The sequence below is a fragment of the Streptomyces sp. NPDC048473 genome, assembly GCF_043200155.1.
In the GTDB taxonomy this organism is placed as follows: Bacteria; Actinomycetota; Actinomycetes; order Streptomycetales; family Streptomycetaceae; genus Streptomyces.
Genome location: NZ_JBICXE010000022.1, coordinates 1 through 24,790 on the forward strand (window position 1 = coordinate 1; position 24,790 = coordinate 24,790).

Genomic DNA, 24,790 nt, shown 5'->3' on the forward strand with positions numbered 1-24,790 from the left:
TCCACGCGGCGCACGCGAGTCTGTGCACGGCGCTCCGGTACTCAATCTTCGGTGAGACGGGACGCCGATCCCCGAACTGCGCATACTTCGACTACGCCGAGGCGCCCGCCCCTGTCGCGCCGCCCTTGCCCAGGTTCCAGGGCTCGACGGTGTACCTTCCCGGGCCAAACCGCTCGACCGCATCAATGATCAAGTCAGCGTGAGCCGGCCTCCGTCGGCGCCAGAGGGAGTTTCCGAGCGAATACACCACAACCGCCCTCGGCCCGCCAATGGCGTTCGGCTGCTCCGGGAGTGCGCCTGCCTTCAGCACCAGCAGCAGGTAGCTCCGCCTGCTGTTGAACCGAACCTTGTCGATATCAGCCCAGCGCACGGTCTTCGTGCGGCGAGGCCACACATTGCTGATGCCCGTTGGATCGATGCGCAGGGCCGGATATCGCGACGCAATGGCGATCAGCAGCAGCAGACTCACTACTCCTCCCATCACCGGTAGTCCCGTACACAGGCCGACGACGCCCACACTGCCCATAAACTCAATACCTTCGCCCAAGATCAGCACGCAGGTAACAAACACCACGAGTGCTTCCAAAAGCACCATGCAGAGCATCGCAGCGAGAACCAAACCGAGGTAGAACCCGCCGCGGCGCGCCCGCTCAGCGGGGAGCAATAGCCCTTCGGCGGAACCGGGGAGTGTGGGCATGATGTTTCCTCCATTGAGTCTCGGGCGGCGAGTGCACGTCTCACAACTCTCCACGGCCAAGCCGATCGGCATCCAGAGCACCGCACAGCGCCGAACGTTGACGGCCATGGTGAGCGGGTACAGCGCTCACAGCGCTTGGATTTCTTGGATGCCGCCTTCCCTGGCACCAACACGAACTCAGGGAGGGCACGCCGCATCGCAGCGCACTCTCCCTGATCCGGACCCGTCTGTGGCACGCGGGCTCACAATGCCGTGACCAGGGTTACTGCCACGTCCAACGGAAGCGGATAGAGCTGACGCTTGACCTCCCGTACCGCGTTGGCAGGCGCCTTCTCGTCGCGGATGCGACGCAGGCCCGGCTCGTCAACGGCCTTCCGCAGCACGTCGATCGAGCCGAAGCTCTGGGCGTACCAATCCCGTTGCTCCGCTTGGTGCGCTTTCTGTTTCCGTCGTGCCACCTGGCCCTCGGCCACCAACGGGCAGGCCAGGGACAAGACTACGGAGAGCATCAGGACCGCCTCGGGGAGATCCGATCTCATCAAGAAGAACGAACACCCCAAGGCCACCAGGCCGATGGCCCAGAGAGCGACCCACAATCCGTACAAGAAGTCCACCCTGCCTGTTGATCCGAGAATTCCGCGCGCCCGGTCATGCACTGGGCGAAAGTCGGGCGTCGGACGGTGCCCAGGAGGAGGCAACGGCACCCGGCGCCGCGATCGCGCCGCTCAGGGTCACGACGTACTCAGCCGGGATGACGCCCGGCGTGACGTAGAACGCGCCCCGACAGCGCCACGTAGCGCCGGGCCCATGACGGCCTTATCCGCGCTTGTTCCAACCTTGACGACCGCGGTGAGCGAGTGGAGCGGTCACAGCGACTGGATCATCTTCAGGGCTTCACTCAAGGGGCACCGAGGAAACTGACGCCTGAATCGGCGGGCAGCCACCAGCAACCCTTTTTCGTCACGAATCCGCCGGAGCTCCGCCTCGTCCGTCACTAGCAACCGCAGTTCGTCGATGGACGCAAACTGTGCGTACCAGTCTCTCCGGCGCCGCCACAGCAAGTAACTCTCACCCCAGCCCGGGAGGAGAATGCCCACGACACAAAGGAGCATCACCAACGGGGACTTCATAAGAAGATGGGGGGTGAAGAACATCACGTAAAAACTGGCCGGCGTGGCACACCAAAGCGGTACTCGAATCCAGTACATGCGAAACCATCACCCGTCATTCAGAAGATCCTGCCTTCCCGGCGTCATCAAGCACTGCCGAGCCAGCAGAATCAATTCGGCAGCGCCGCACCTGCATCAAACAACTGCGGACGGCCACTTGCCTCCCTTGGGAAAGGCACTGTTGTCGTTTGCTTCACCCTTGGCAACGGCTATTTGAGTAGCCTGCGCTGTGAGCACCCCCACCAGCGTTACCACAAGTCCGGTGGTGGTGCCGGCACCCAACAGCACTTCCCCCACAGCAGCGAGAAGGCCCGCCCACGAGAACACGACGGAGCCTTCAGCGACGGCTGCGGCGGTCATAACAACGATGACCTTGATCAAAACGGCCAGCAGCGCCAATTGGAATGCCGCCCCGGCAACCGCACAAAGCGTCAATTCCGTTACGAGCTTGTCCGCACTCGTCTCGATCTGAGTGGCAGCGGTGGGCTGGCCCTTCACTGCCGCGACGTACGCTTTGGCGCCCTCACCCTGCGAACCCCGCGTGTGCGCTAACCGCGCTTCTTCCGCCGTATCTCATGCACCTCTGCGGCAATTGGGCAAAAAACCACCAGAACGCTGAGGACGGCAATCAGGCTTTTAGGGGGAAGATCGCTCACGTTACCGGTGAACAGCGGCAGGCAGAACCATCCGAATGATGCCACCGCAACCCCCCAGAGGGCCACGCGAGTTCTATTCATATCATCTTCCTCTTCAATTCAGAAAAAGCGCAGCGCCAATCGCCATCTCGGAAATAATGAAGTCGACGGCTGAGCGAGGACGTCAGACCGTTCCGACCGGCCAGTGCCCCCCGTTCGGAAAGGCGCTCTTGTCGGTGCTCTCGCCCGAGAGTTGAGTCATCGTCGTGCCCTCAGCACCGATTATGGACAGCAGGGCGAGTACAGCGCCCCCGATGACGGCGGGTCCGAGAGTTGCTTCCGCCGTGACAGCAGCTGCGGCAGGGGGAAAACCCACCACAGTAGGAGCCGCAACAGCCGAGGCAGCCAGGACAGCGATCAGCTGAGCCATAAAGACTCCTACTGCGGTGTAGAACGCGAGTCCCGCCACTCCACAGGCTGTGAGGCAGCCCGCTACTGTGCTCGCGCTGGACGCGACTTGAGCGGAAGCTCCAGACTGAGGGAAGATGGCATTTGTGTATGCGGTTGCCCCATCCCCTTCCCAGTACTTGGGGGCCGTGAGGTTGAACTTCTGCGTAGAAGACGCCACGCCGGACGCCTTCCCCCGAATCTCCTCACCCTGCCATTGCATGGCGTTGTAGAACATGATGACAGGAGCGAACGCCCCTTGCAGGATGTCTACAAGCTTGTTAATAATCCAATTGACGGCTTCAATGATCTTGTTCGCTATCCAGATACATCCCCGCGCGACGGCGTCCGGAACATACCAGTGGTTCACCGCCGACTCTACCTTTGGGCCCAGTTCAGTCGCATGTGTCGATATAGTCGTAAGGCCAGAGTTCAACTTATCGATAATCGCCTGGAATTGCTCGGGATTGAATGCCATGAGGAGCTCCGTTCTTTCCGAATCTCTGTCTAGTAGGCGCCTTCAACGGATTTCGTGGTATCTACTTCTTGATCGTCGTAAGCCTTCGCGTTCCTGACCAACTCGTCGGCGATTTTCGACATTTCAACGTTCCCTTCGGCGCATCGACTTGAGAGATGAGTGATGACACCGTTATAGGCGATGAAAAGCGGAGCGAAGATTCCAAGTTCGGTCGGATTTTGCTGCATCCCCTTAATGGAAGCGGATACCTCGCCTATTGACTTGGCCTGCTCGTCCCACGTGCCCACATCAGTACGTATCGCATCGGTAATGACTTTGAGGTCTTTTCCCAAAGCTCTCAACCCCTTCAGGAGTTCCCTAGATGAAGTGCCGCGGGTTTTTCATGATGGCCAGAGCCTCATCCAGCAGGCCGCCCAGGTTCAGGTCTGCAACGGCGTCCGGGCCGCTGCTTTCAGCACTGCTGGACTTGGCGCGTGCGTCGGCCAATGCATCATCAAGCGCTTGATTCAGTCGCACAACTGACTGCCGGGCTGCCCATTCCGGTTCCACCTCGCACGAGGCGAGACCCTGCGAACCGAGGGTAATCACGACCCGGCGCGCGGCAGAGTCCCCCTTCGCCTCGGGCTGTACGGACGACTCCGGGCCCTGTCGCTCGACCACGTCGAAGGCTGTCAGCACATCTTCGGCCACTTCCTCGAGGGGCCGCGGAACGACGTACCTCACGTCCCGCTCGAAAGTCTCCGGAGGCGCTGAGGCCGTCCCTGCCGACGCAGGTTGGCCAAGGCTGCCGTCGAGCTGATGAGCTCGGGCTTCCCAGTCCGCCTGCGCGAGGCCACCCGACCAGCGCTCCATCCACTCACTCAGGGCGGCCCCATACGCCTCGACAACAGCTGCACCAAGATTCTCGGGAGGCTGCCTACGCTGCCAGTCAGATGCGACCTTGATCGATTCCGGGATGCCACCGGCTATCAACCGGACTCTGACGGCTCCCTGCGCGTCCTCGCCCTCGGCGTGCTGAGGCATCTGGTCGCGCATCTCAGACATCAGTTGCTGCATCTTATTCGCATATTCTTGAAACTGCTTCAGTTCTTGAAATATGTCACCGCTCACGTTTCCCCCTTCCGATTATTCCCTGATTTGCAGGGTTGTACCCATCTGTCCCTATGACGTTGTAAGTTGATGGTGCATTACACACTAACACGACCACTTGATCACTTTGCCGATTTCCAGTACAGCCACGTTTCATCACCGTTATGAAGAAACCGAGTTGGGTGCGGCTCGCTCTGCAGTGATACCGCCCCGCTTTGTCGGTCACGATCGTTGTGGTGGTCGGGCTGCCAGTGGCTCTCGCACAAGTGAGCTTCTTTGAGATGTCGTCAGTAGATGAGACTGCGGGTGATAAAGATGAAGGCGTCGTGAAGTTCGGTGCGGTTTTCCCTGTGAATGGCGAGGCGTGTGAGTTCACCCTTCACGATCCCTACACCTGCCCCATACGCGTACAGCTGATTTCGATTGGGGGTGAGTGAGCGATGACACGACTTCAACGCCGGATTCCAGCTGCTCTCCGACGTAGCAGGAGCACCGCGCCGTCGATGACCACCACGGCGACTCCGATGATGATCCAGACCATCGCGCCGACGCCCTTGCCGTCATCGGCCTTCGCCGAGACAGCGGGTGATGCCGACGACTTCGAGGAGTTCGAGGGGCTGCCGGATCCGCTTGGGGCGGACGCAGAAGGGGACTTGGGGGATCGGGCAGCCACCAGGGGGTTCACGTCGGCGGGGCCCGGGTCTCCGGGGTCACCGAGGACGGCCAGGCGGGGGCGGACCGTGCCGTAGCCGATGTAGCGGCTGGGGACCTTGCCTTCGGTCGGTTTGCCCGCAGTGTTCATCAGTACGCGGAGGACCTGATTGCCGGTCCAGGACGGGTGCTTGGACCAGATGAGGGCGGCGGAGGCGGAGGCGATGGCGGTCGCCTGGCTGGTGCCGCCGCTGTTGCAGTAGCCTGCCTGACCGCCGCCACAGAGAATCGGGATTTCCTCACCCGGGGCGGCGAGCGCCACTTGAGGTCCTGACACCGAGTACTTCGTGACTGAGGACGTCTTGTCGACGGCCCCGATGCCCGCGACGCCAAGGCTTCCCGCCGGGTACGAGACGCCGTTGTCCTTGTCGCCCCTGTTGCCGGTCGCTGCCAGAAGCAGCTTCCCACGCCCCACGGCATAATCCACTGCCTCTTGGATCTGAGCCTTCTCACCCCCGGCGAGCATGAAGTCCTCGAAGCCCAAGGACATGTTGATGATCTTGGCTTCGCTGTCAGCGGCATATCGGATGGCAGCGACCAGAGCTGGGACGCTATTGGTGCCCGATTCCTTGGAGGAGCCGAAGACGGTCAACGGGAGGATGTGCGCGTTCGGTGCAAGACCCTTCACGCCCGAACCATTCACCCCGTTCCCCGCAATGAGCATTGCCATGGCGGTGCCATGCCCGCTCTTGTCCTTGTGCGCACCCCGCTGAGGCTCGACGAAGTTCTTCCCGGAAAGCACTTTCCCCGTCAGTTCAGGAACAGAAGGGATAACGCCGCTATCGAGAACAGCGACAGTGATCCCCGTACCGGTGCTGACCTTCCACATCTCAGCGGCCTGCATCCGGTCCAGGTACCACTCCCGGTCGCGCATGGTGTCCGCGGATGCGGCCGGGGCGATGGCGCCGCCGAGGAGGAGCAGGGAACCCAGCGCTGACACCACCGCCGACGCTCGCCTGCGGTGACGCCTGACCGTTGACCTCATGCCACCCACTCGTTCTCTGTCCGCCGTCCGGCGTCGCTGCTTCGGAACCGGCTCTAGTCGATCACGGGGGGAACCACGCCGTCGTCCCCCGTGCCCCAGGTCTCTTCGTCCTCGGCAAGATAATCCGGGCTCTCGCCGTCACGTCGCTGCGGACGTCGCCGTGTGCCCTGGGACCCGCCCATCGCACCACCCATCGAGCCCATCGCTCCGCCTGATCGCGGCGATTCACGGACGAGCCCGGTGCCGCCCGGGGTGAATTCCCCTCCAGCCCCCGACTGCGTTCCGCGTGGTGCCCGCACGGTGCCACCCGGCTCGTTGACCAGGCGTGGCGAGCTGCCACCGGGGCCGGTGGCCCGGGCCCGCCCCCCGGCGATCCCCGGGGCGCCACCGGCATGGCCCTGCATCATTCCGCGGCCGGTCGACGGCTTCTCGCCGCCGATGACCGTCCCGCGCGAGGTGCCCCGGGCGGGGCCGACCCCGCCCTGGCCGCCCCGAGCCGGCGTACCACCGTGGATGCCAGTGTCGGTCCGGGTGGTCATGGGGGGACGGACGCTTTCCACGCCACCCCTGCCGGGGTTGATCGTCGGGGGCCGGACGCTTCCGATGTCGCCCTTGCCCCCCGGCCCGGTCGGGGAGATACGCCCCACGCCGTCTCCGGGCCCGAAGGGGCCCGAACGCGGGGGCATAACCACGGGCGGCAAAGGTGTCTGGTGTCCGCCGCCACTCGGCCCCTGAGGGGGCAGTCCGCCAGTGGGCGGGAGCGTGCCAGGCGTCGGAGTCTGCGGCATCGTCACCGTGTCGATGTTCGTCCCCGTGTTGTCCGGGGCCCCGGGCACCGCGCTGACGTGCTGCGGCGTGTGGACGACGGGTGCGCCGTCCGGGGAGGACGGGCTGACGCCGTTGGGGCTCACGGTGCTGTAGTGGTGGCCGCCCGTCGACACGTTACTGCTCTGCGGACTTGTCACCGAGTCCGTGCTGCCGGGGTTGCTTCCAGGCGAGCCGTAGCCCGTCTTCCAGCTGTCGTACGAGCTCTCCGGCAGTGCCGCATTCGGCAGCGGCCTGAAGTTCGGCTCTTCCTGCGAGGAGATCGACTGCTGTGCCATCAGGTAGTACGAGGCGAGCTTGTTCATCTGCGGAATCGCTTCGTTCCGCGCCGTCTCGACGGCTGCGATCCGAGCCTTTTCCTTCTTCTCGTCCGCGAAGCACATCTGCACGGCGTCAGGGTGTCCCTGAATCACCTTGACCACCTCGCTGAGGGCCTGGCCGGCCGTCTGCAGCGAGGTGCCCGCGGTGCCGGCGTAGTCGGCCAGCTTCAGGGTCTCCTTGGCAAAGTCGTTGCCCCACTCGCGGAAGGCATCACCACCCGCGCCCTTCCAGCCGGTGGTACGGCCGACGTGCTCTTTGAGCTCGGTGCCGATCTTCTCGATCTCGGTCTGCGCGTCGACGAGAGCGGTGCCACGACTAATGATCGCCGTGGCGTTGACGCCACTGACCATGTTGAGCATGTCCTGGTACGACGCGTGCTCGAAGTCGCTGGTGTTGTAACAGGCGTTGAGTGGTGGCAGTTGCTTGCCCATGGTTATCCCTGTCCCCCGTTCACTTCAGGTGTTACAAGCCGTCTGATCCGCTGGACGAACCCCCACCGGTCTTGTCCTTGCCCTCTGCGGGCGCTCCGGGATCCTTGTCGGTTTCCGGCTTCTTGTAGTAGATCTCGGTGCGCTGCTGGATGGCGTGCAGACGCTCGGAGTGTTCCTGGTCGACGTTCTCGTAGCCGCGGTCAGCCAGATCGACGGTGATGCCCATCGCTTCCAGCTGATCACCGAGCGTCTTGGAGAGCAGCGCCAAGCGCGCATGCACCATGTCGTAGGCGCTGGACAGCCCTATGGCCTCCGGAAAGCCGGTGCCGTACGCGGCGGTGGTGACCTTCTGTTCGGTGATGCGGCCGTGCGCGGCCGGTGACGCGTCGAGCTTCGTGAGCAGATTGTCCACGCGGATCTTGAAGTTCTGCAGAGACTCACTGGGCGTCGCCAGATCCGGCGTGCGCGACCCATCGCCCGGAAGTTCAGGTCTCATGGAAGCACCTCCCCTAAAGTGCCACGGAACCGCAGGCACGGGTGTGGGATGCGCTGACCGCATCCCACACCCACAACGTGCCGGTTCCGTCGTGATTCATCTGAGCCTGGGTCAGCCCTGGAAGCGCCGGGCCTGGGCGAGGTCGTTCGCCCGGTAGCCCTCGGTGGCTTCCAAGAGCTTCGTCGAGATCGTCAGCAGGGTCTCGTGCATGTGGTTCACCTTGACGTCCCAGCCACTGTGCCGGTCATAGAACGCCTGCTGCGTCTCACCGTCCCACGTGGCAACGACGGCCTTGACCTTGGTGTTCAGCTCGTCGAGCTGGGTCTTGATGGTGTTGGCAGTCGACTTGACCTGGTTCGAGGCTTCGACGACGCCGGAGTACGTAATCTCCATTGAGCGGTCTCCTGATGCGAGGCGGAATGAGGACGGGTTACGAAGAGACCTGGAACCGGTCCAGAACGCCGTTGCTGCCCAGGTTGCCACCGTCGACGCCCTTGAAGCTGTTGAGGCGCTCGACTTCTTCCGCGTCGAAGCCGTCACGGCTCATCTGAACGGCTTCCTTGGTGAAGGCCAGGAGCTCCTTCAGGTTGCGCACGTCGAGATTGACCTGCGTCTGGAGGCCGTTGTACGCGTTGGCCGCAACGCCCTTCCAGTGGCCTTCGACGGCGTCGATGACCCCGTTGAGGTGGGTGATCCTGCCTTCGAGCGTGTCATGCATATTGCCGAGTTCGCCGATGAGCTTGTCGATCTGATCGGCTGAAAGCTTGAGCTTGTCTCCCATAACGCACCTTCCCCCATGAATCGGATGTCGCGGCTGCCCGATTGTCGGGTACCGCGCGTACATCGGACCAAAGTTATCAAAAATCAGTTTAGCTGCGGCCGCCACTCATTCCAACAGCCTTAGCGCTGAGTTGAGTTGTTGGATGTTCACCTAATTACCGGCGGCGACGGTCCCGCAGCACGATCGCGGTTCCCGCGATCACTGCGATGAGAAGGCCCGTGGTGGCCAGCGCATAGATCGAGATCCGGGTGATCCGCTCCTGCCGGGTCTCCCCCAACTGGAGGGCGATCGGTTCCGGTCCGACGGGACCGTCCGACACCGCACGATCCGGGGTAGGTGCGCTCGGCGGGTGTTCGTCGTCGTTGAGAGCGCGCACCGGATCGACCACTCCCCACCCGATGAAGTCATCCCGTCCCTTGACCGCGCGTTCGGCGGTCTGCTCGATCTGGGCGACCACCTGGGACTGCGTCCAGCGCGGGTGTTTCGCCCGTAGGAGGGCAGCGACTCCGGCGACGTAGGGGGCCGAGAAGCTTGTGCCGTTGTCGACACACTGGCCGCCCTTCGGAACGGTGGACACCATGTCGACGCCCGGCGCCGCAACCCCTACGAAGGCTCCGGTCTGGGAGAACGGCGCCCGCTCGTCGTTGCGGTCCGACGCGGCCACCGCCAGGACGCCCCGATAGGCCGCCGGGTACGTCGCCTTGACCTTGCCGGCGAGACCGTCGTTACCCGCGGAGGCGACCACGACGATGTCGTTGCTCAGAGCCTCGCTCACAGCAAGCGCCAGGTCGGAGTCGGCTCGCAGGGGCTTGGCGGTGTCCTGGGAGATGTTGATGACGCGGGCGTGCTTCGCGATGGCGTGGCGGATGGCCGCGGCCATCGTCGCGGCAGTGCCGGTGCCCTTGTCGTCGTTCTGCCGGATGGGGATGATCGTCGCTTCCGGAGCGAGACCGACGAACCCCGTGCCCGGACGCGGGCGGGCCGCGATGATGCCGGCGACCTTGGTGCCGTGGCCGACGAGATCGGTTGTGCCGTCACCACCGCCTCCCTTGCCCTTGGATTTCGAGGCATCCGTGGCCGGGTCCTGAGACCCGTCCTGCGACGGCGGAAGCAGATCGGTCCCGGACGCCCGGTCGACAGCGGACTTCAGCTGCGGATTCGTGTCGTCGACACCGGTGTCGATCACCGCGACCCGGACCCCCTTGCCCTTGGTGTCCTGCCAGAGCTGGTCGAAGACCAGCCGCTGGAGCGCCCAGGGACGGCCCTGGATCTGCTTCGCCATCGGAAAGGTGCACTCACCGCTGCCCTCGGAACCCGTCTGCGGGTCGGAGTCCTGTGCTGCCGCGGGAGCCTGCGCGAACCCCGGCAGGCCGGCGCCCGCCGCGCACATCAGGAGCAGCACTACGGCCGAAGAACGGAATCCGTTGCGTGTGATCATCACGCGCTTCCTCCTCTCCGTTCTCACGAACTCTGGGGCTGTTTGGCACTGTTGGCGTCGAGCCGGGGCCCCTTGGGCAGGAGGCCGGACCAGTTGTCCGGCACCGGCAGCGGCCGTACATCCTTGTAGCCGAGCCTGGTCTGGGCCTGGTTGACCTCGGCAGCCTGCTCCTCTGCCGTCGGGGGCTTCGCGTCGGCCCCGATCTTGGAGGGGTCCGCACTGCTGTCGTTGTTCGTCTGCACGGCGTAGCGCAGCCCGGTATCCGTCACCAGAAAGAGCGAACCGGTGGTGGGGGAAGCTCCGTTGAACTGCCGGTACAGCACACCGCTGCCCGGCGTGACGTACGCGCTGGTGGCCCCGTCCTGGAAGCGGACCGGATACCCGGGGCCGGCCCAGGTGGTCAGTTTCGGCACGCCCGCCGAGGTGACGCTGTGCAGCACGTTGCAGACGGTTCCGGTCCGGGCCGACGTGTCGTTGGCCTGTGTCGGGACGTTCTTCGGCCAGCCGTACTTCGCGTAGAACTCGTCCGGGGAAGAGGTGAAGGACTGCGGTCCGACTTCGGTGGCCTGCGCCTTCTGGCCCAGCACCTCCGCCTCCGGGCTCGTCAGGAGCAGCCTGGCGACGAGGTCGGACACGGGCGCAACCGCCCCCGGCAGGACGACGTACTGCTGCATGCCGGTACCGGCCACGGCTTTGAGTACCGTGCCCACCTTGTCCAGGCGGGGGTCCAGGCCGCTGACGCCGGCCGGGTCACCGACCTTGCCGGGCAACCGCGGGAAGTCGATGGGCTTGCCGGCATGCAGGGTGCCGAGCCAGTCCTTGGTGACCTTCTGGGGCTGTGCGCCCTCGCTGAACAGTGAGCGGCGCAACACCTCGTCCCGGGCCGAGGGCTTGTCGCCTCCGGTGGTCCCGATGACGTGCTGCGTGCCGTCCGCATCCACCAGGTAGCGCGTGCCACCCCCGCCGTCCGCCTCGACGTACAGGGCCTGGCCGCCGTGGAGCTGCTGCTTGCCGCCCACCTTGTCCGTCTCTCGGTCGGCAAGCAGGAAGACCGCCTTCTGCACGGTGTCACCGGCGCCGGCGCCCGGCTGCTCGCAGACCGCCCAGAGCTTGTTGCGGCCCGCCTCGTCCGCGCTGGGCAGCCGGTCGGGTGCGTACGGTATGCCGAGCATCGGACCGCGCTGCAGCTTTCCGTTGTCCAGTTCGGACTCCGCCACCTGGATCACCGAGGACTTGTCCGGGTCCAGGAGCAGTTTCGCGGAGGAGAAGTTCAGCACCGGGTGCAGGCGCTTGACGCCTTTGGTCTCCAGGACGACGTATCGGGTTGTCGATTCACTGCCGACGATGACGTGGGCACCGGGGTCGTCCCAGCCGTCGGGAACCTTGGGCTTGAAGATGCCCCAGGCCCCGAAGCCCGCCACCAGCAGGGCGCCCACCACCACTCCTGGCAGCAGGGCCCGCAGCGGGCGCGGCGCCCCCTCGTCCGAACCGGCTGCGGACGGTTGCAGGAAGGCGGCGACCAGCCGCTTCTTCGCGAAGGTGTAGGCATTGAGTTCGTCCCGCCGTGATGCCATCTGCCCTATTTCTCCCCGTGGTTGTAGATGCCTCGCGAACCGCCCCCACTATGCCCGCTGCCGCTCGTTCACCGCTGTGCGGGTACATGCTTCAAGGAGCCGGCTGACGCCCCTGCCCGACCGGGCGGGCCGTGAACCCCCCTTCGAACCCCTCATCGCCGGGCGTGGGACAGTGGGCGGTCGCGGACCGGTGTGCCGATAGCGTCGGTCCGACTCGCACACGCCTTAGTGCCGTGACACGGAGGGACATACCGGGGGATGAGCAGCGCGACGACCGCAGTGATGAGTGTGCACCCGCAGCCGGGGCGGATCGGTGGAGTGCGGCTGCACCAGGTGGTGTTGATGGAGGTCGCCGGCGCGCTGATGCTTGTCGCGTGGGTGACGAACAGGATCCTGTTGGTGCCGATGGGCCTGGTTGCGGCGGCGCTGGTGCTGCTGGCGGTTCTGCGGCGGCGGGGGCGGCCGGTGATGGAGTGGTTCACCGCCGTCATGGCCCTGCGCGGGCGGCTGAGGGCCGCGCGACGGCCGTGGTCCGCGGAAGGGGTGGACCCCGCGCTGGCGCCGGTCGTCGAGTGCGAGGCGGCGCTGCGGACGTACACCTACACCGACCGGCAGCGCGAGCGCACGATCGGGATGGTGGGTGACGGAACGTTCCTGACAGCCCTGCTGCTCGTGCAGCCACGGGACGAACCGCTGCGGATGGCCCGGGACGCGCGTCCGCTGGAACTCGGGTTGCTGCACGACGCCCTGGAGGTGGACGACATCCGGCTGGAGTCGGTACAGGTCGTGCAGCACACGCAGCCCGCGCCCGGACCGCACCTCCCTGAACAGGCCGCGGCGGCACGGTCGTACGCGCCGCTCCAGGCCCAGGCCGGTACCCCCGCGATCCGGCTGACATGGATCGCGCTGAAACTCGACCCGGAGCTGTGTCCGGAGGCGGTGCGGGCACGCGGCGGCGGCATCGACGGAGCGCAGCGCGCGCTGTTGCGGGCCACGGATCAGCTGGCAAGCCGACTGGCAGGGGCGGGGTTCGACGCTTCGGTCCTGACCGAAGCGCAGGTGACGTCCGCCCTCGCGACCTCGGCCGGGGTGAATCCGCAGGCCAGCGCGCTGGCGGTGCGGACGGATGTGCCGCTGCGGCGCACCACGGAGTCCACCCGCGCCTGGCGCTGCGACGACCGTTGGCACACGACCTACTGGGTCGGCCGCTGGCCGCACCTGGGCGCGGGTGCTGCGCCATCGGCACAACTCGTGGCACTCCTGACGTCGATGCCGGCGCCGGCCAGCACATTCAGCCTGACGGTGTCGCGCGGGACCGGTGGCGCACCGGCCGTCAGCGGGTACGTCCGCCTCACCGCGCGCGGGAGTAACGAACTAGTTACGGTACGACGGCAGTTGGAGCGCGCCGCACGAGGAGTGAAAGTCAGCCTCGTACGGCTCGACCGCGAACAACTTCCCGGTGTGCTGGCCACCTTGCCCCTCGGAGGTACCCGTTGACCACCCATCGCATGACGCGCACCGGCACCGCCGGCCCGGCTGCTTCCGCCCCACCGGCGGCCGGACGGGGCAGGGCCGGGTTCGGACTGCTCGGCCCACGCCGCGACCGGCATGTGCTGCCCGTGGAACAGCTCGCCGCGCTGACACTGCCGCTCGGCGACGACGGGGTCGTGGTGGGCGTCGACGCGAAGAGGCAGCCCGCCGTACTCGGCCTCTTCCGCCCCTCTCAGCTCGATGTCGTGGTCATCGGCAGTGTGTGGACGGCGCAAGTACTGGCGCTGCGCACAGCCGGCACCGGCGCGCGCGTCGCCGTCGAGACGGCCAGGCCGCAGGCGTGGACGGGGCTCGCGCAGGCCGCCGGCGGGGGGCAACAGTGCATGACGGTGCACGATGTCAAGCAGGTGGGACCGCAGGGCGCGTCGGTCACCAGCCCCGTCCTGGTCGTGCGGGACTGCGGCATGCGCCCACCGCGCAGCCGGCTGGCACCCGGACCGTGGCAGTCCGTGCTGACACTGCTGCCGTTCCTGGGCCCGACGGCGCCGAGGCTGCTCGAAAACGCGGGACTGGTCGGGATCCAGCGGGTCTCCCCCGAGGAGGCGGTAGTCCTCGGGCGCATTCTGGGGCTGCCCCGGGTGCAGGCGGAAGCGCTGCCCGCACTCGGCGACGACATGGTGCTGTGGTGTACGACTCAGCACCGGAAGTTGGTCAAACTGCAACCGACTGACGTCGAGGCCGGGCTCCTCGGAACCCCGCGCCGCCTGGACTGACTTGATCCTTGACCTGTGCGGTGGGTCCGCGGGTCCGCGGGTCCGCTCGTCGGGGAGCACAGCTGGTGCCGGGGGACGTCGCCCGCCCATGACGACGAAGAAATCCGGCGCTGGACGGCCGCGCCGGACGGCCACGCCGGACAGCCGCGCCGGCGCGGACCGGAAGCGGGCCGCCCCCGAACCGCTCGTGATCGGCCGGCACGGCGTCGATCACGAGCGGTTCGGCTGACGAGCCCCCCGCCCTGCTAAGGCAGCACCGGCAGCAGCACCGGCAGGTGGCCGTCCGAGGCGGCGGCCGCCGTGACCCGCTCCTCGGGGACCTCTCCGTACAGCGTCGTACGCGGCTTCGCCGGCCGCCCGGCCAGCTCGGCGATGGCGACCAGGTCCTGGATCGACCGGTACGAGCCGTAACTCGACCCCGCCATCCGGGAGATGGTCTCCTCCATCAGCGTGCCGCCCAGGTCGTTCGCGCCCGAGCGCAGCATCTCGGCCGCACCCTCCGTACCGAGCTTCACCCAGCTGGTCTGGATGTTGGTGATGTGCGGGTGGAGCAGCAGCCGGGCCATGGCGGTGACGGCCCGGTTGTCGCGGTCGGTCGGGCCGGGGCGGGCGATGCCTGCCAGGTAGACCGGGGCATTGGTGTGGATGAAGGGGAGGGTGACGAACTCCGTGAAGCCGCCCGTCTCCTGCTGGAGGCCGGCCAGGGTCCTCAGGTGGCCGAGCCAGTGGCGGGGCTGGTCGACATGGCCGTACATCATCGTCGACGAGGAGCGCAGTCCCACCTCGTGGGCGGTCCTGATGACCTCCAGCCAGGTCGCCGTGGGCAGCTTGCCCTTGGTGAGGACCCAGCGGACCTCGTCGTCCAGGATCTCGGCCGCCGTGCCGGGGATCGAGCCGAGCCCGGCCTCCTTCGCGGCGATCAGCCAGTCACGGATGGACATGCCGGTGCGGGTCGCCCCGTTGACGACCTCCATCGGGGAGAAGGCGTGCACATGCATGCCGGGTACGCGTTCCCTCACCGCCCGCGCGATGTCGAAGTACGCGGTGCCGGGCAGGTCCGGGTGGATGCCGCCCTGCATGCAGACCTCGACCGCGCCGACGTCCCACGCCTGTGCGGCCCGGTCGGCGACCTGGTCCAGGGAGAGGGTGTACGCGTCGGCGTCGGTGCGCCGCTGGGCGAAGGCGCAGAAACGGCAGCCGGTGTAGCAGACGTTGGTGAAGTTGATGTTCCTGGTGACGATGTACGTGACGTCGTCACCGACCACGTCGCGCCGCAGGGTGTCCGCGATCCGGCACAGTTCGTCGAGCGCCGGGCCGTCCGCGTGGAGCAGGGCGAGCGCCTGGTCGTCGGTGAGTTTCGTCGGGTCGTCGGCGGCCTGGCTCAGCGCCTGGCGTACGTCGGCGTCGATGCGGGACGGGACCATGCCGGGGGCCGCTGCCTCGCGCAGCGCCTCCCAGTCCCCGTACACCTCGTCGAAGTCCTCGCGGCGGTCGCCGGTGCGGCCCTCCGTGTCGATGGTGCGGTGCAGATCGGTGCGGCCGGTGGCGCCGAACTCCTCGTCGGGCTCCTGCCAGGGCAGCCCGACAGGGAGTGTCCCCTCCTTCGCGAGGCCCGTCTCCGGGTCGGCGAGGGCGCGGACGTGCGGGAGCAGGCGGGGGTCGAGCCAGGGCTCGCCGCGCTGAATGAACTCCGGGTAGATGGTGAGGCGCTCGCGGAGTGCGAAGCCCGACTCGGCGGTCCTGGCGGCCAGTTCGTCGATGTGGGGCCAGGGGCGTTCGGGATTCACATGGTCCGGGGTGAGCGGGGAGACGCCGCCCCAGTCGTCGATGCCCGCGCCGATGAGCAGCGCGTACTCGGCGTCGACGAGGTTCGGCGGGGCCTGGATGCGGGCGGACGGGCCGAGGATGTGGCGGGCGACGGCGATGGCCGCGGCCAGTTCCTCCAGCTCGGCGTCCGGCATGCCGCGCATCGCCGTGTCCGGCTTGGCGCGGAAGTTCTGGACGATGACTTCCTGGATGCCGTGGTAGGCGCGGGCGGTCTTGCGGAGCTCGAAGAGGGAGTCGGCGCGCTCCTCGTACGATTCGCCGATCCCGATCAGGATGCCGGTCGTGAACGGGACGTTGGAGCGGCCCGCGTCTTCGAGGACGCGGAGGCGTACGGCCGGTTCCTTGTCCGGGGAGCCGTGGTGCGGGCCGCCCGGTTCGGACCACAGGCGGGTGGCCGTCGTCTCCAGCATCATGCCCATGGAGGGGGCGACGGGCTTGAGGCGCTGAAGGTCGGTCCAGGTGAGCACGCCCGGGTTGAGGTGCGGGAGGAGGCCGGTCTCCTCCAGGACGCGGATCGCCATGGCGCGTACGTACGCGAGGGTGTCGTCGTACCCCTCGGCCTCCAGCCACTCCCGCGCCTCGGGCCAGCGGTCCTCGGGCCGGTCACCGAGGGTGAACAGCGCTTCCTTGCAGCCCATGGCCGCGCCCTTGCGGGCGATGTCCAGCACCTCGTCGGGCGACAGGAACATCCCGTGCCCCTCGCGCCGGAGCTTGCCGGGGACGGTGACGAAGGTGCAGTAGTGGCACTTGTCGCGGCAGAGCCGGGTCAGCGGGATGAAGACCTTGCGGGAGTACGTGATGACGCCCGGCCGGCCGGCGGCTTCGAGTCCGGCGTCGCGCACCCGGGCGGCCGAGGCCGCGAGATCCGTCAGATCGTCACCTCGCGCCTGGAGCAGAACGGCGGCCTCGGTCACATCGAGTGCGACACCGTCGCGGGCCCGCTTGAGGGCGCGCCGCATGGAATTGGTGGTCGGACGTCCGCGCTGAGGATCGGTCATGAAGCGAGCATACGAGCGAGGCACGCGCCCCGGACCAGGGACTCCATGAGACAGGAGGACCGCAGGCCCGTCCCTGGCGCCTGGGCCGCTGAAGCGGTCGGGGGCCGTAGGGTCGGGACGGTGATGGAAACGATCGTCTTCGACATCGGCGAAACACTCGTACGCGACGACCGCTACTGGGCGTCCTGGGCGAACTGGCTCGGCGTTCCGCCGCACACGCTCAGCGCGTTGGTCGGCGCGGCGGTCACCCAGGGCCGCGACAGCGCCGACGCGCTGCGCATCCTGCGCCCCGGCATGGACGTCAGGGAGGCGTACCTGGCGCGTGCGGCGGCCGGGCGGGGCGAGCATCTCGACGAGACGGACCTCTACCCCGACGTCCGTCCCGCCCTCGCGGAGCTGCGCGCGCTGGGGGTACGGGTGGTGGTCGCGGGCAACCAGACGGTACGGGCCGGGGAACTGCTGCGGGCCCTGGATCTGCCCGCGGACCTGGTCGTCACCTCGGACGAGTGGGGTGTGACCAAACCGGACCCGGCGTTCTTCGCACGGGTACTGGAGGTGTCGGGGGCCGCCCCGGAGCGCACCCTGTACGTGGGCGACCACCCGGCCAACGACCTGTTCCCGGCCAAGTCCTTCGGCCTGCGCGCGGCGCATGTCCGCCGCGGTGCGTACGGGCACTGGTGGGCGGACCATCCGGACGTGGTGGAGACGGCGGACTGGCGCATCAACGCGCTGACTGAACTCCCGGCGCTGGTTGCCGAGGCCCGCGAATCGGACGACCGGTCCGGCGACCGCGTCAGCCCGTCCGGCGTTTGAGGACGGAACCGTCGCCCGGGTGACAGGACACCATTCGTGACGCGGCCACCGGCCGCGCCGTGTCCTCAACCGCCGGACGGGCTGGAAAGGCCCTCCAGCGACAGGTTCAACCGCTCGCTCGCGACCGCATCCACCACCGTTGCCGTCATCGGGGCCGTCGGCAAGATGGGCCGGCGCGTCTCCAGCAACCTGGTCAGCAGCGACTTCACCACCCTCTTCGCCGAGAACTCTCCGGGGGGCCAGGAGCTGATCCGCGAGCTCGGACGCGAGCTGACCGTCGGCGCCGAGGCGGCGGCCCGGGCCGACGTCGTGATCCTCGCCGTGCCGGACGTCGTCCTCGCCCGGGCACATGGCGCGAGGACGACAAATGACGTGCGCGCCGGCAGACCTCCCCGTACAGTTTTTCGTATGGGTTCCCTGTGACAGTCCCCGTGCGACCGCGTTGAGCTCGGCTCCGCCGTCGCACGTTCCCATCCGTGCTCCTGCTCCTGTGCCGATGCCGCCTGCGCGGCGGGCCGTGAGGGGCTCCGGCGTGCGCGGATGCGTCCAGCTGCCCGTTCCGATCGGCCCGGCCGAGAACAGGGGACTCCTCCATGCCCACCGCGCAACTATCCCTTCACGACATCACCCGCCGCTACGACAGACACGTCGTGCTGAACGAGGTGTCCTTCACCGTCGGACCGGGCGAGAAGGCCGGCATCATCGGCGACAACGGGGCCGGTAAATCCACCCTGTTGCGGCTCATCGCTGGACAGGACGGGCCCGACAACGGCGAGTTGACCGTGGTCTCGCCCGGCGGCGTCGGCCATCTCGCCCAGTCCCTGGCGCTGCCGCCCGAAGCCGACGTCCAGGATGCCGTGAACCTGGCCCTCGCCGAGCTGCGCGACCTCGAAAGCCGGATGCGCCGTGCCGAGGCCGGGCTGAAGGACCTGGCCGGGGCGGAGCTCGCCGCCGCGCTCGACGCCTACGCCCGGCTGGTCGCCCGGTACGAGGCACGTGACGGGTACGAGGCGGATGCCCGGGTGGACATCGCACTGCACGGGCTCGGTCTGCCGGGCCTGGCGCGCGACAGGGCGCTCGGCACGCTGTCGGGCGGCGAACGCTCACGTCTCGCGCTGGCCGCCACGTTGGCGTCCCGGCCCGAGCTGCTCCTGCTCGACGAGCCGACCAACGATCTGGACGACCGGGCCGTGAGCTGGCTGGAGGCGCGTCTGCGCGCGCATCGCGGCACGCTGCTCGCGGTCACCCACGACCGGGTGTTCCTGGAACGGGTCACCACCACGATCCTGGAGGTCGGTGAGGGCAAGGTGTCGCGTTACGGGAACGGCTACGACGGCTACCTCGCCGCCAAGGCCGCAGAACGTCGGCGCCGGCTGCAGGAGTACGAGGACTGGTGCGCGGAGCTGGCCCGTAACCAGAAACTGGCCGCAACGAACACGGCCCGTCTCGACGCCGTTCCGCGCAAGCTGCCGTTCGCCGTGTTCGGGCACGGCGGATTCCGTGCCCGTGGCCGCGGACACGGGGCGATGGTCCGTATCCGCAACGCCAAGGAGCGCGTCGAGCGCCTCACCGGGAACCCCGTCGCGCCGCCACCCGACCCGCTCGTCCTCTCCGCCCGCATCACCACCGCGGGCCCTCGGACACCGCAGACGGCGGCCGAACTCACCGACGTCCACGTCGGGGACCGGCTGCACGTTCCGTCCCTGCGGATCGGGGGCGAGGACCGGCTGCTGGTCACCGGACCCAACGGGGCCGGCAAGACGACACTCATGCGGGTCCTCGCGGGCGAACTGCGGCCCGACGACGGGACCGTGCGCACCACGGGCCGGGTCGGGCACCTGCGGCAGGAGGAAACACCGTGGCCGTCCGGCCTGACGGTGCCGCAGGCCTTCGCCCAGGGCCGGGCCGGGGACCTGGACGAGCACACCGACACCCTGCTCTCGCTCGGTCTGTTCAGTCCGGACGACCTGCGTCTGAGGGTCGGCGAGCTGTCCTACGGGCAGAGGCGCCGCATCGAACTGGCCCGCCTGGTGAGTGATCCCGTCGACCTGCTGTTGCTCGACGAGCCCACGAACCATCTCTCCCCCGCCCTGGTCGAAGAACTGGAAGGAGCACTGGCCGGCTACCCGGGAGCGGTCGTCGTCGTCACCCACGACCGCCGCATGCGAGCCCGCTTCACCGGCAACCACCTGGAGCTGAGCGCAGGCCGCATCACACAGCACCGGTCACTCGCGGCGACGGAGCAGGCCGCCCCCGCCCGGAGCCCGATCCACCCGCCGACCCGCTCCTGAGCACGCACCTTCCCCCGCCCGGGGTGGCCCGGCCCGCTCTTCGGCCGGGCCACCCCACCCGTATCTGCGCGGCCCGATAATCGCTGGATCCGGTCCGGGCGCATTGTTACGGTCACCTCGACACCACGGTGTCGACCGCCGCCGAACCATGGGCGCCTGCCCTGGAAAGAAGTTGATGTATGCCCCGGCCAGTAGTTCCGAGCTTCCCTCGTTGCGCCTCCATCCGCGCCGGGGCGATCGGAGCTGCGTGCATGCGCACGCCCGCGGCATCGCGCTGACCCGCGTTCCCTGACCGGTACGCGTTTTTGCCTCGTCAGTACGTGATCCCGGCTGACGACTCACGCCTCTGAGGCCCATGCCCCCGAGGGCTGCTCGGTACTTCCCTGCTGCATTGCTCATCCTCTTCGGCAAGGAGAAAACCGGGTGTCCACCGACAACCCCCAGAACCGTTCGACCAAGTCCTCCGCCAACGGCGCCGGCGCCTGTCTGAGGACCGACACCTTCACCTGCCTGTGGTGCGGTCTGACCGTCGCCACGCTCGCGCCCGACGGCAGCCGTCGCAACCACTGCCCCAGTTGCCTGCACTCGCAGCACTGCCTCGACCACGTCGAGGGCGGGCCGTCCGACTGCGGGGCGCGTATGACCCCGATCTCCATCGCGGTGCTCCGCACCGGTGGCTGGATGGTCATCCACCGCTGCACCCGCTGCGACGAGCTGACCTCGAACCCGGTGTGCGGGGACGACAACCAGCTGATCCTGATGCGGATGGCCGTACGCCCACTGGCCCAACCGCCTTTCCCGCTCGAAGCGTTCGGTGACCTGTGAACCGCCGACGACGACCGTGGGCAGGACGGAGGGCCCGCCGTGCCACGACGTAAACCCCGACGACCGTCCCACCGCCCGCAGAGACGCAAGGACGTTCTGCACGGACCGGGCGGCGCCCACGGCGACGCGTTCCGCTGCGTCGGCTGCCGGCTCGACGTGCCGCTGATCGCACCGGGCACCGCCCATCGAAACCACTGCCCGCACTGCCTGACCAGCCTGCACGTCGATCAGCGGATTCCGGGAGACCGGGCCGCCGACTGCCGCGGGCGGATGACGGCGCTCAGCCTGTCCGTCCGGCAGGACGGGGAATGGACGATCATCCACGAGTGCCTGACCTGCGGTGAGCTCAGCGCCAACCGCATCGCGGGAGACGACAACGCCCTCGCGCTGATGCGCATGGCCGTACGTCCTCTGTCGGACACCGTCGTCCCTGTGCGAGCACTGCTCGCGCTGTGACACAGATGCGCCCCCTGCCCGAGCCGCCCGGCTCGGGCAGGGGGCGACGTGACATCACAGGCCCAAGTGTCACGTTGTCCTGATGCGGGGCGTCGGCCACTTCTGGGCGTCCGCCCATGCGCCGTACGGAGTCCAGGGGACGGTGGGGAACTGCGTCCGCAATGCCTCCAGGTCCACCTGGTAACCGGTGTCCGCCAGAAAGCTGTACATGGCGAACATGTCGGGGTTGGCGGTACGCAGGTCCGCCAGTGGCGTCTGCCGGAACGCGACCGTGCCGCCCGCGGCCCGTCCGATCTCCTCGGCCATCCGGACCGGCGTGGGATCGTCGCCCGCCACCTCGATCCGCTGCCCGATCCAACGCTCCGGATCGGCCACGACCGCGGCCACGACCCGGCCCAGGTCCTGCCGTGCCACCTGCTGGAGGGGGGTGTCACCGGGAAGCGGCATGGTGAGGAGGCCGGCGGCGACCTCGTCCAGCGCGCCCAGCGCGTTGTCGTAGAAGTAGGTCGGTGCCACCACCGTCGCCGGAAGTCCGGAGCCGGCCAGCAGTTCCTCGATCCTGGCCTTGGTCTCGAAGTGCGGGATGCCGGTGCCACGGTCCGCACTGGCGACGGAGGCCAGCACCAGATGCGGCAGCGCGGCGTCCTCGGCGGCCCGCACGATTGCCGCGCCCTGGGCCACCTCGGCGTCCAGACCGTCCTGGAACGGTGTGGTGACGGCGAACGCGGCCGTCGTGCCCAGGAACGCCCCGGCGAGCGAGCCCTCGTCGAACAGATCCCCGTGGACGACCTCCGCTCCGGCCGCGGCCAGCGCCCTGGCCCGCCCGCTGCCGGGATCACGCACCACGGCGCGCACGCCACGCCCCGCCTCCAGCAGGGCGGCGGCCACCGCGCCGCCCTGGCCACCGGTCGCTCCGAGTACCGCGATGGACATGGGTTCTCCCTGATCGACGGACATGTGTCCATGCTGGCCAGCGGCAGCCCTACATGCCACCGGAAGGCCCCCCGGTTACTGCACGGCCGGCCTGCACAGCCGACGAACCGCACCTCCTGTCGGCCTGAACAAGTGGGGTCTCTACCCTGTGGTGATCATTGCTGGTCCGACGGGACAGGTGGGTGAAGGAACGTCATGACGAGTGCTCCGGCATTGGCAGAGCTGCGTGAGATCTGTCAGCCTAACGCGAAGCTTCAGAGCCGTAACGGGGAGCACTGGGCGGGCCGCCTGTACATGCGGCGGATCTCCCTGCGGACCACCCGGCAGCTGGTGCGTACGCGCGTGACGCCCGATCAGCTCACCTGGACGATGGTGGTGTGCGGCGTGGCCTCCGGTTTCGCGCTCCTCATACCCGGCCTGGCAGGGGCCCTGCTCGCGGCGGTGCTCTTCCAGCTGTTCCTGCTCTTCGACTGCGTGGACGGCGAAGTGGCGCGCTGGAAGGGCCAGAACAGCGCGACGGGCATCTACGTCGACCGGCTCGGGGCCTACCTGGCGGACGCGGCGCTCATGATCGGGGCCGGGTTCCGGGCGGCTCGCGGCTCCTCGGACCTCTGGGTGTCGGTGGGACTCGCGGCGGCACTCGGAGTCGTACTGCTGAAGGCGTCCACGGACCTCGTGGATGTCGCGCGTGCCCGCCGTGGTCTGCCGGTCGCGGACGACGAGGCGACCCGGCCCCGGTCGGCGGGGCTCGCCTCGGCACGGCGTCTGGCCTCGGCCTTCAAGATTCACCGGATCACCAACGGCATCGAGGCGTCCCTCGTCCTGCTGGCGGTTGCCGTGGTCGACCTGTTCATGGGCAGCATCGAGGCGACCCAGCTGACGGTGTCGGCCATCGCCGTCATCACCTGGGTCATGGTCGTGGCCCACCTGGCCTCGATCCTGTCCTCCTCGCGCCTTCGCTGAATTGCGGGTTTCTCCGTCCCGGCGGCCGCATCCGCGCATGCCCGACCGCAGCCGCGGACCGCGGCACCTCCCCATCGCACGACCGCCGGCCCCGCCCCCTGCTGAGGGGCGGGGCCGGCGGTCGTGCTCCCGCGAACGACGCCCCTAGACGAGGGCCACGGCGAACAGCGTGAAGGCGAGCACGATGACGCCCACGCGGACGTAGTGGAACCGGTCCCAACGCCCCACCTGCTGCTTCCAGTCCGCGGGCACGCCTTCCTGTGACCAGGTCGCGACGCGTGAGTTGATCGGCACGAGCAGCAGGATCGACATCACCACGCTCACCACGAGCAGCACTGCGCCCGCGGCGACGAGCGACGCGCCCGCGTCGCCCCACGTCAGCGTGGACCACACCGCGCCGAGGACGACCGAGCCGATGTACCAGAACGGCATCACCCGGCCCAGGACTCGCGCCCCGTCGCTGCGGGCTTCGACCCCGCCGTCGTTCGGAAGCCGGTCGAGGATCGGGTTCACGAACACCGCCACCGCGAACTCCACGCCCACCATCAGCCCGACCGCAACGACCGTGACGACGGCCAGTACGTCCTGCATGACCCCTCCAAAGGCTGACCTAGCGGCGCTAGGTTCTGATGCAATGCTAGACATGTCATCGCTCGATTGTCTAGCGGTGCTAGCATCGAGTCATGTCAGTACACGAACGCAAGGAACGCGAGCGGGCCAACCGCCACAGGCTGATCGTCTCCACGGCCCGCGAACTCGCCGAGGCCCACGGCTGGGACGCCGTCACCACGCGCCGGCTCGCCGAGCGGATCGAGTACAGCCAGCCCGTGCTCTACAGCCACTTCCGGGGCAAGAACGAGATCGTGGCAGCGGTCGCGCTGGAGGGGTTCGCCGAGCTGACGACCGCGCTGCGCGCCGCGGTGCCGGAGGGGCCCGCCGACCGGGAGGCGGTGGCCGCACTGGCCCGCGCCTACACCGACTTCGCCGCGCGCAACCACGCCCTGTACGACGCGATGTTCAGCCTCGACAACGGCCTCCCCTTCGCCGACGACGCCACGCCCGCTCCACTGCGCGAGGCGTTCCAGGCCCTGCTGGACCCGCTCGTCGACCACGCACACCCCGATGAACCGGGCTTGTTCGTCGAGACGTTCTGGGCCGCGCTGCACGGTCTGGTCACCCTCACCCGCGCCGGACGCCTGCCCGCCGACCGAGTCCCCGACCGCCTCGCGCTCCTGGTCGACCGCTTCGTCCCCCACTAGGGTCCGCTCCCGGCCCGGCTCGTCCCTTGTTCTCCGGATCACCACGTCCGGGCGCAGATCGAGTGGGGGTGTCCGCATCGGGAC

The 24,790-nt window shown here is 67.9% G+C and carries 26 protein-coding genes and 1 pseudogene; 11 read left to right on the plus strand and 16 right to left on the minus strand.

Annotated features, from left to right (window positions below; genetic code table 11):
• Positions 1–91 precede the first annotated feature (91 nt).
• The 6 genes from ACGFU7_RS29045 to ACGFU7_RS29070 form a co-directional block, all read right to left on the minus strand.
• Positions 92–697 carry a PH domain-containing protein gene (locus ACGFU7_RS29045; protein ID WP_393699565.1) on the minus strand — a complete coding sequence of 202 codons (606 nt, stop codon included), beginning with the start codon at positions 695–697 and terminating at the stop codon, positions 92–94.
• 242 nt (positions 698–939) lie between these two features.
• The gene (locus ACGFU7_RS29050) at positions 940–1,311 is read right to left on the minus strand and encodes a hypothetical protein (RefSeq protein ID WP_393699567.1); all 372 of its coding nucleotides are present in this window, start codon (positions 1,309–1,311) and stop codon (positions 940–942) included.
• 690 nt (positions 1,312–2,001) lie between these two features.
• Entirely contained in the window at positions 2,002–2,364 is a 363-nt protein-coding gene (locus ACGFU7_RS29055) for a hypothetical protein (protein ID WP_393699569.1), read from the minus strand.
• Positions 2,365–2,685: 321 nt separating this feature from the next.
• Positions 2,686–3,426, minus strand: a complete 741-nt coding sequence (locus ACGFU7_RS29060; RefSeq protein ID WP_393699571.1) for a hypothetical protein — start codon at positions 3,424–3,426, stop codon at positions 2,686–2,688.
• A gap of 29 nt (positions 3,427–3,455) precedes the next feature.
• A complete protein-coding gene (locus ACGFU7_RS29065) occupies positions 3,456–3,758 on the minus strand; it encodes a hypothetical protein (protein ID WP_393699573.1) in 303 nt (100 codons plus the stop codon).
• Between the two features lie 25 nt (positions 3,759–3,783).
• Positions 3,784–4,536 carry a hypothetical protein gene (locus ACGFU7_RS29070; RefSeq protein WP_393699575.1) on the minus strand — a complete coding sequence of 251 codons (753 nt, stop codon included), beginning with the start codon at positions 4,534–4,536 and terminating at the stop codon, positions 3,784–3,786.
• Positions 4,537–4,730: 194 nt separating this feature from the next.
• Here ACGFU7_RS29070 and ACGFU7_RS29075 point away from each other — a divergent pair, with 194 nt between their 5' ends.
• Positions 4,731–4,952, plus strand: coding sequence for a hypothetical protein (locus tag ACGFU7_RS29075; RefSeq protein ID WP_393699577.1), 222 nt, complete (start codon positions 4,731–4,733; stop codon positions 4,950–4,952).
• Positions 4,953–4,966: 14 nt separating this feature from the next.
• Here ACGFU7_RS29075 and ACGFU7_RS29080 read toward each other — a convergent pair whose 3' ends face one another.
• The 7 genes from ACGFU7_RS29080 to eccB form a co-directional block, all read right to left on the minus strand.
• Positions 4,967–6,100: a S8 family serine peptidase gene (locus tag ACGFU7_RS29080; RefSeq protein WP_393699579.1), complete on the minus strand. Its 1,134-nt coding sequence runs from the start codon at positions 6,098–6,100 to the stop codon at positions 4,967–4,969.
• Positions 6,101–6,264: 164 nt separating this feature from the next.
• Positions 6,265–7,788 (minus strand): WXG100 family type VII secretion target, encoded by a 1,524-nt coding sequence (locus ACGFU7_RS29085; RefSeq protein WP_393699580.1) that lies wholly within the window; start codon positions 7,786–7,788, stop codon positions 6,265–6,267.
• 31 nt (positions 7,789–7,819) lie between these two features.
• Entirely contained in the window at positions 7,820–8,284 is a 465-nt protein-coding gene (locus tag ACGFU7_RS29090; protein ID WP_393699582.1) for a hypothetical protein, read from the minus strand.
• Between the two features lie 111 nt (positions 8,285–8,395).
• Positions 8,396–8,677: a WXG100 family type VII secretion target gene (locus tag ACGFU7_RS29095; protein ID WP_362557448.1), complete on the minus strand. Its 282-nt coding sequence runs from the start codon at positions 8,675–8,677 to the stop codon at positions 8,396–8,398.
• 37 nt (positions 8,678–8,714) lie between these two features.
• A complete protein-coding gene (locus ACGFU7_RS29100; protein ID WP_393699584.1) occupies positions 8,715–9,065 on the minus strand; it encodes a WXG100 family type VII secretion target in 351 nt (116 codons plus the stop codon).
• A 154-nt stretch (positions 9,066–9,219) separates the two neighbouring features.
• Positions 9,220–10,347 carry a type VII secretion-associated serine protease mycosin gene (gene mycP / locus ACGFU7_RS29105; RefSeq protein WP_393699791.1) on the minus strand — a complete coding sequence of 376 codons (1,128 nt, stop codon included), beginning with the start codon at positions 10,345–10,347 and terminating at the stop codon, positions 9,220–9,222.
• A 179-nt stretch (positions 10,348–10,526) separates the two neighbouring features.
• Complete coding sequence (gene eccB, locus ACGFU7_RS29110) at positions 10,527–12,077, minus strand: type VII secretion protein EccB (protein WP_393699586.1); 1,551 nt, start codon at positions 12,075–12,077, stop codon at positions 10,527–10,529.
• A 318-nt stretch (positions 12,078–12,395) separates the two neighbouring features.
• Between eccB and eccE the strand changes: the two genes are divergently transcribed.
• The 3 genes from eccE (at position 12,396) to ACGFU7_RS29125 (ending at position 14,570) form a co-directional block, all read left to right on the plus strand.
• Positions 12,396–13,574: a type VII secretion protein EccE gene (gene eccE, locus ACGFU7_RS29115; protein WP_393699792.1), complete on the plus strand. Its 1,179-nt coding sequence runs from the start codon at positions 12,396–12,398 to the stop codon at positions 13,572–13,574.
• A gap of 11 nt (positions 13,575–13,585) precedes the next feature.
• On the plus strand, positions 13,586–14,341 hold the full coding sequence (locus ACGFU7_RS29120; protein WP_393699588.1) for a hypothetical protein: 756 nt from the start codon (positions 13,586–13,588) through the stop codon (positions 14,339–14,341).
• A gap of 88 nt (positions 14,342–14,429) precedes the next feature.
• Entirely contained in the window at positions 14,430–14,570 is a 141-nt protein-coding gene (locus ACGFU7_RS29125; RefSeq protein WP_393699590.1) for a hypothetical protein, read from the plus strand.
• A gap of 16 nt (positions 14,571–14,586) precedes the next feature.
• Here ACGFU7_RS29125 and ACGFU7_RS29130 read toward each other — a convergent pair whose 3' ends face one another.
• Positions 14,587–17,166 (minus strand): bifunctional FO biosynthesis protein CofGH, encoded by a 2,580-nt coding sequence (locus tag ACGFU7_RS29130; RefSeq protein ID WP_393699592.1) that lies wholly within the window; start codon positions 17,164–17,166, stop codon positions 14,587–14,589.
• A gap of 123 nt (positions 17,167–17,289) precedes the next feature.
• Here ACGFU7_RS29130 and ACGFU7_RS29135 point away from each other — a divergent pair, with 123 nt between their 5' ends.
• The 5 genes and pseudogenes from ACGFU7_RS29135 (at position 17,290) to ACGFU7_RS29155 (ending at position 21,551) form a co-directional block, all read left to right on the plus strand.
• Positions 17,290–17,979, plus strand: a complete 690-nt coding sequence (locus ACGFU7_RS29135) for an HAD family hydrolase (RefSeq protein ID WP_393699793.1) — start codon at positions 17,290–17,292, stop codon at positions 17,977–17,979.
• Between the two features lie 81 nt (positions 17,980–18,060).
• Positions 18,061–18,324: pseudogene (locus tag ACGFU7_RS29140) on the plus strand (NAD(P)-binding domain-containing protein); the annotation flags it as partial.
• A gap of 248 nt (positions 18,325–18,572) precedes the next feature.
• Positions 18,573–20,270, plus strand: coding sequence for a TlrC/CarA/OleB/SrmB family ABC-F type ribosomal protection protein (locus ACGFU7_RS29145; RefSeq protein WP_393699594.1), 1,698 nt, complete (start codon positions 18,573–18,575; stop codon positions 20,268–20,270).
• Between the two features lie 423 nt (positions 20,271–20,693).
• Positions 20,694–21,095: an RNHCP domain-containing protein gene (locus tag ACGFU7_RS29150; protein ID WP_393699596.1), complete on the plus strand. Its 402-nt coding sequence runs from the start codon at positions 20,694–20,696 to the stop codon at positions 21,093–21,095.
• A gap of 39 nt (positions 21,096–21,134) precedes the next feature.
• Positions 21,135–21,551 carry an RNHCP domain-containing protein gene (locus tag ACGFU7_RS29155; RefSeq protein WP_393699598.1) on the plus strand — a complete coding sequence of 139 codons (417 nt, stop codon included), beginning with the start codon at positions 21,135–21,137 and terminating at the stop codon, positions 21,549–21,551.
• Positions 21,552–21,620: 69 nt separating this feature from the next.
• Here ACGFU7_RS29155 and ACGFU7_RS29160 read toward each other — a convergent pair whose 3' ends face one another.
• Positions 21,621–22,484 carry an NmrA family NAD(P)-binding protein gene (locus ACGFU7_RS29160; protein ID WP_393699600.1) on the minus strand — a complete coding sequence of 288 codons (864 nt, stop codon included), beginning with the start codon at positions 22,482–22,484 and terminating at the stop codon, positions 21,621–21,623.
• 195 nt (positions 22,485–22,679) lie between these two features.
• On the opposite strand from ACGFU7_RS29160, the gene ACGFU7_RS29165 reads away from it, so the two are divergent.
• A complete protein-coding gene (locus tag ACGFU7_RS29165) occupies positions 22,680–23,447 on the plus strand; it encodes a CDP-alcohol phosphatidyltransferase family protein (RefSeq protein ID WP_393699602.1) in 768 nt (255 codons plus the stop codon).
• Positions 23,448–23,591: 144 nt separating this feature from the next.
• On the opposite strand, the gene ACGFU7_RS29170 is transcribed toward ACGFU7_RS29165, so the two are convergent.
• On the minus strand, positions 23,592–24,038 hold the full coding sequence (locus ACGFU7_RS29170) for an anthrone oxygenase family protein (RefSeq protein ID WP_393699604.1): 447 nt from the start codon (positions 24,036–24,038) through the stop codon (positions 23,592–23,594).
• 92 nt (positions 24,039–24,130) lie between these two features.
• Between ACGFU7_RS29170 and ACGFU7_RS29175 the strand changes: the two genes are divergently transcribed.
• Positions 24,131–24,706, plus strand: coding sequence for a TetR/AcrR family transcriptional regulator (locus ACGFU7_RS29175; protein WP_393699605.1), 576 nt, complete (start codon positions 24,131–24,133; stop codon positions 24,704–24,706).
• The last annotated feature ends 84 nt before the right edge of the window (positions 24,707–24,790 follow it).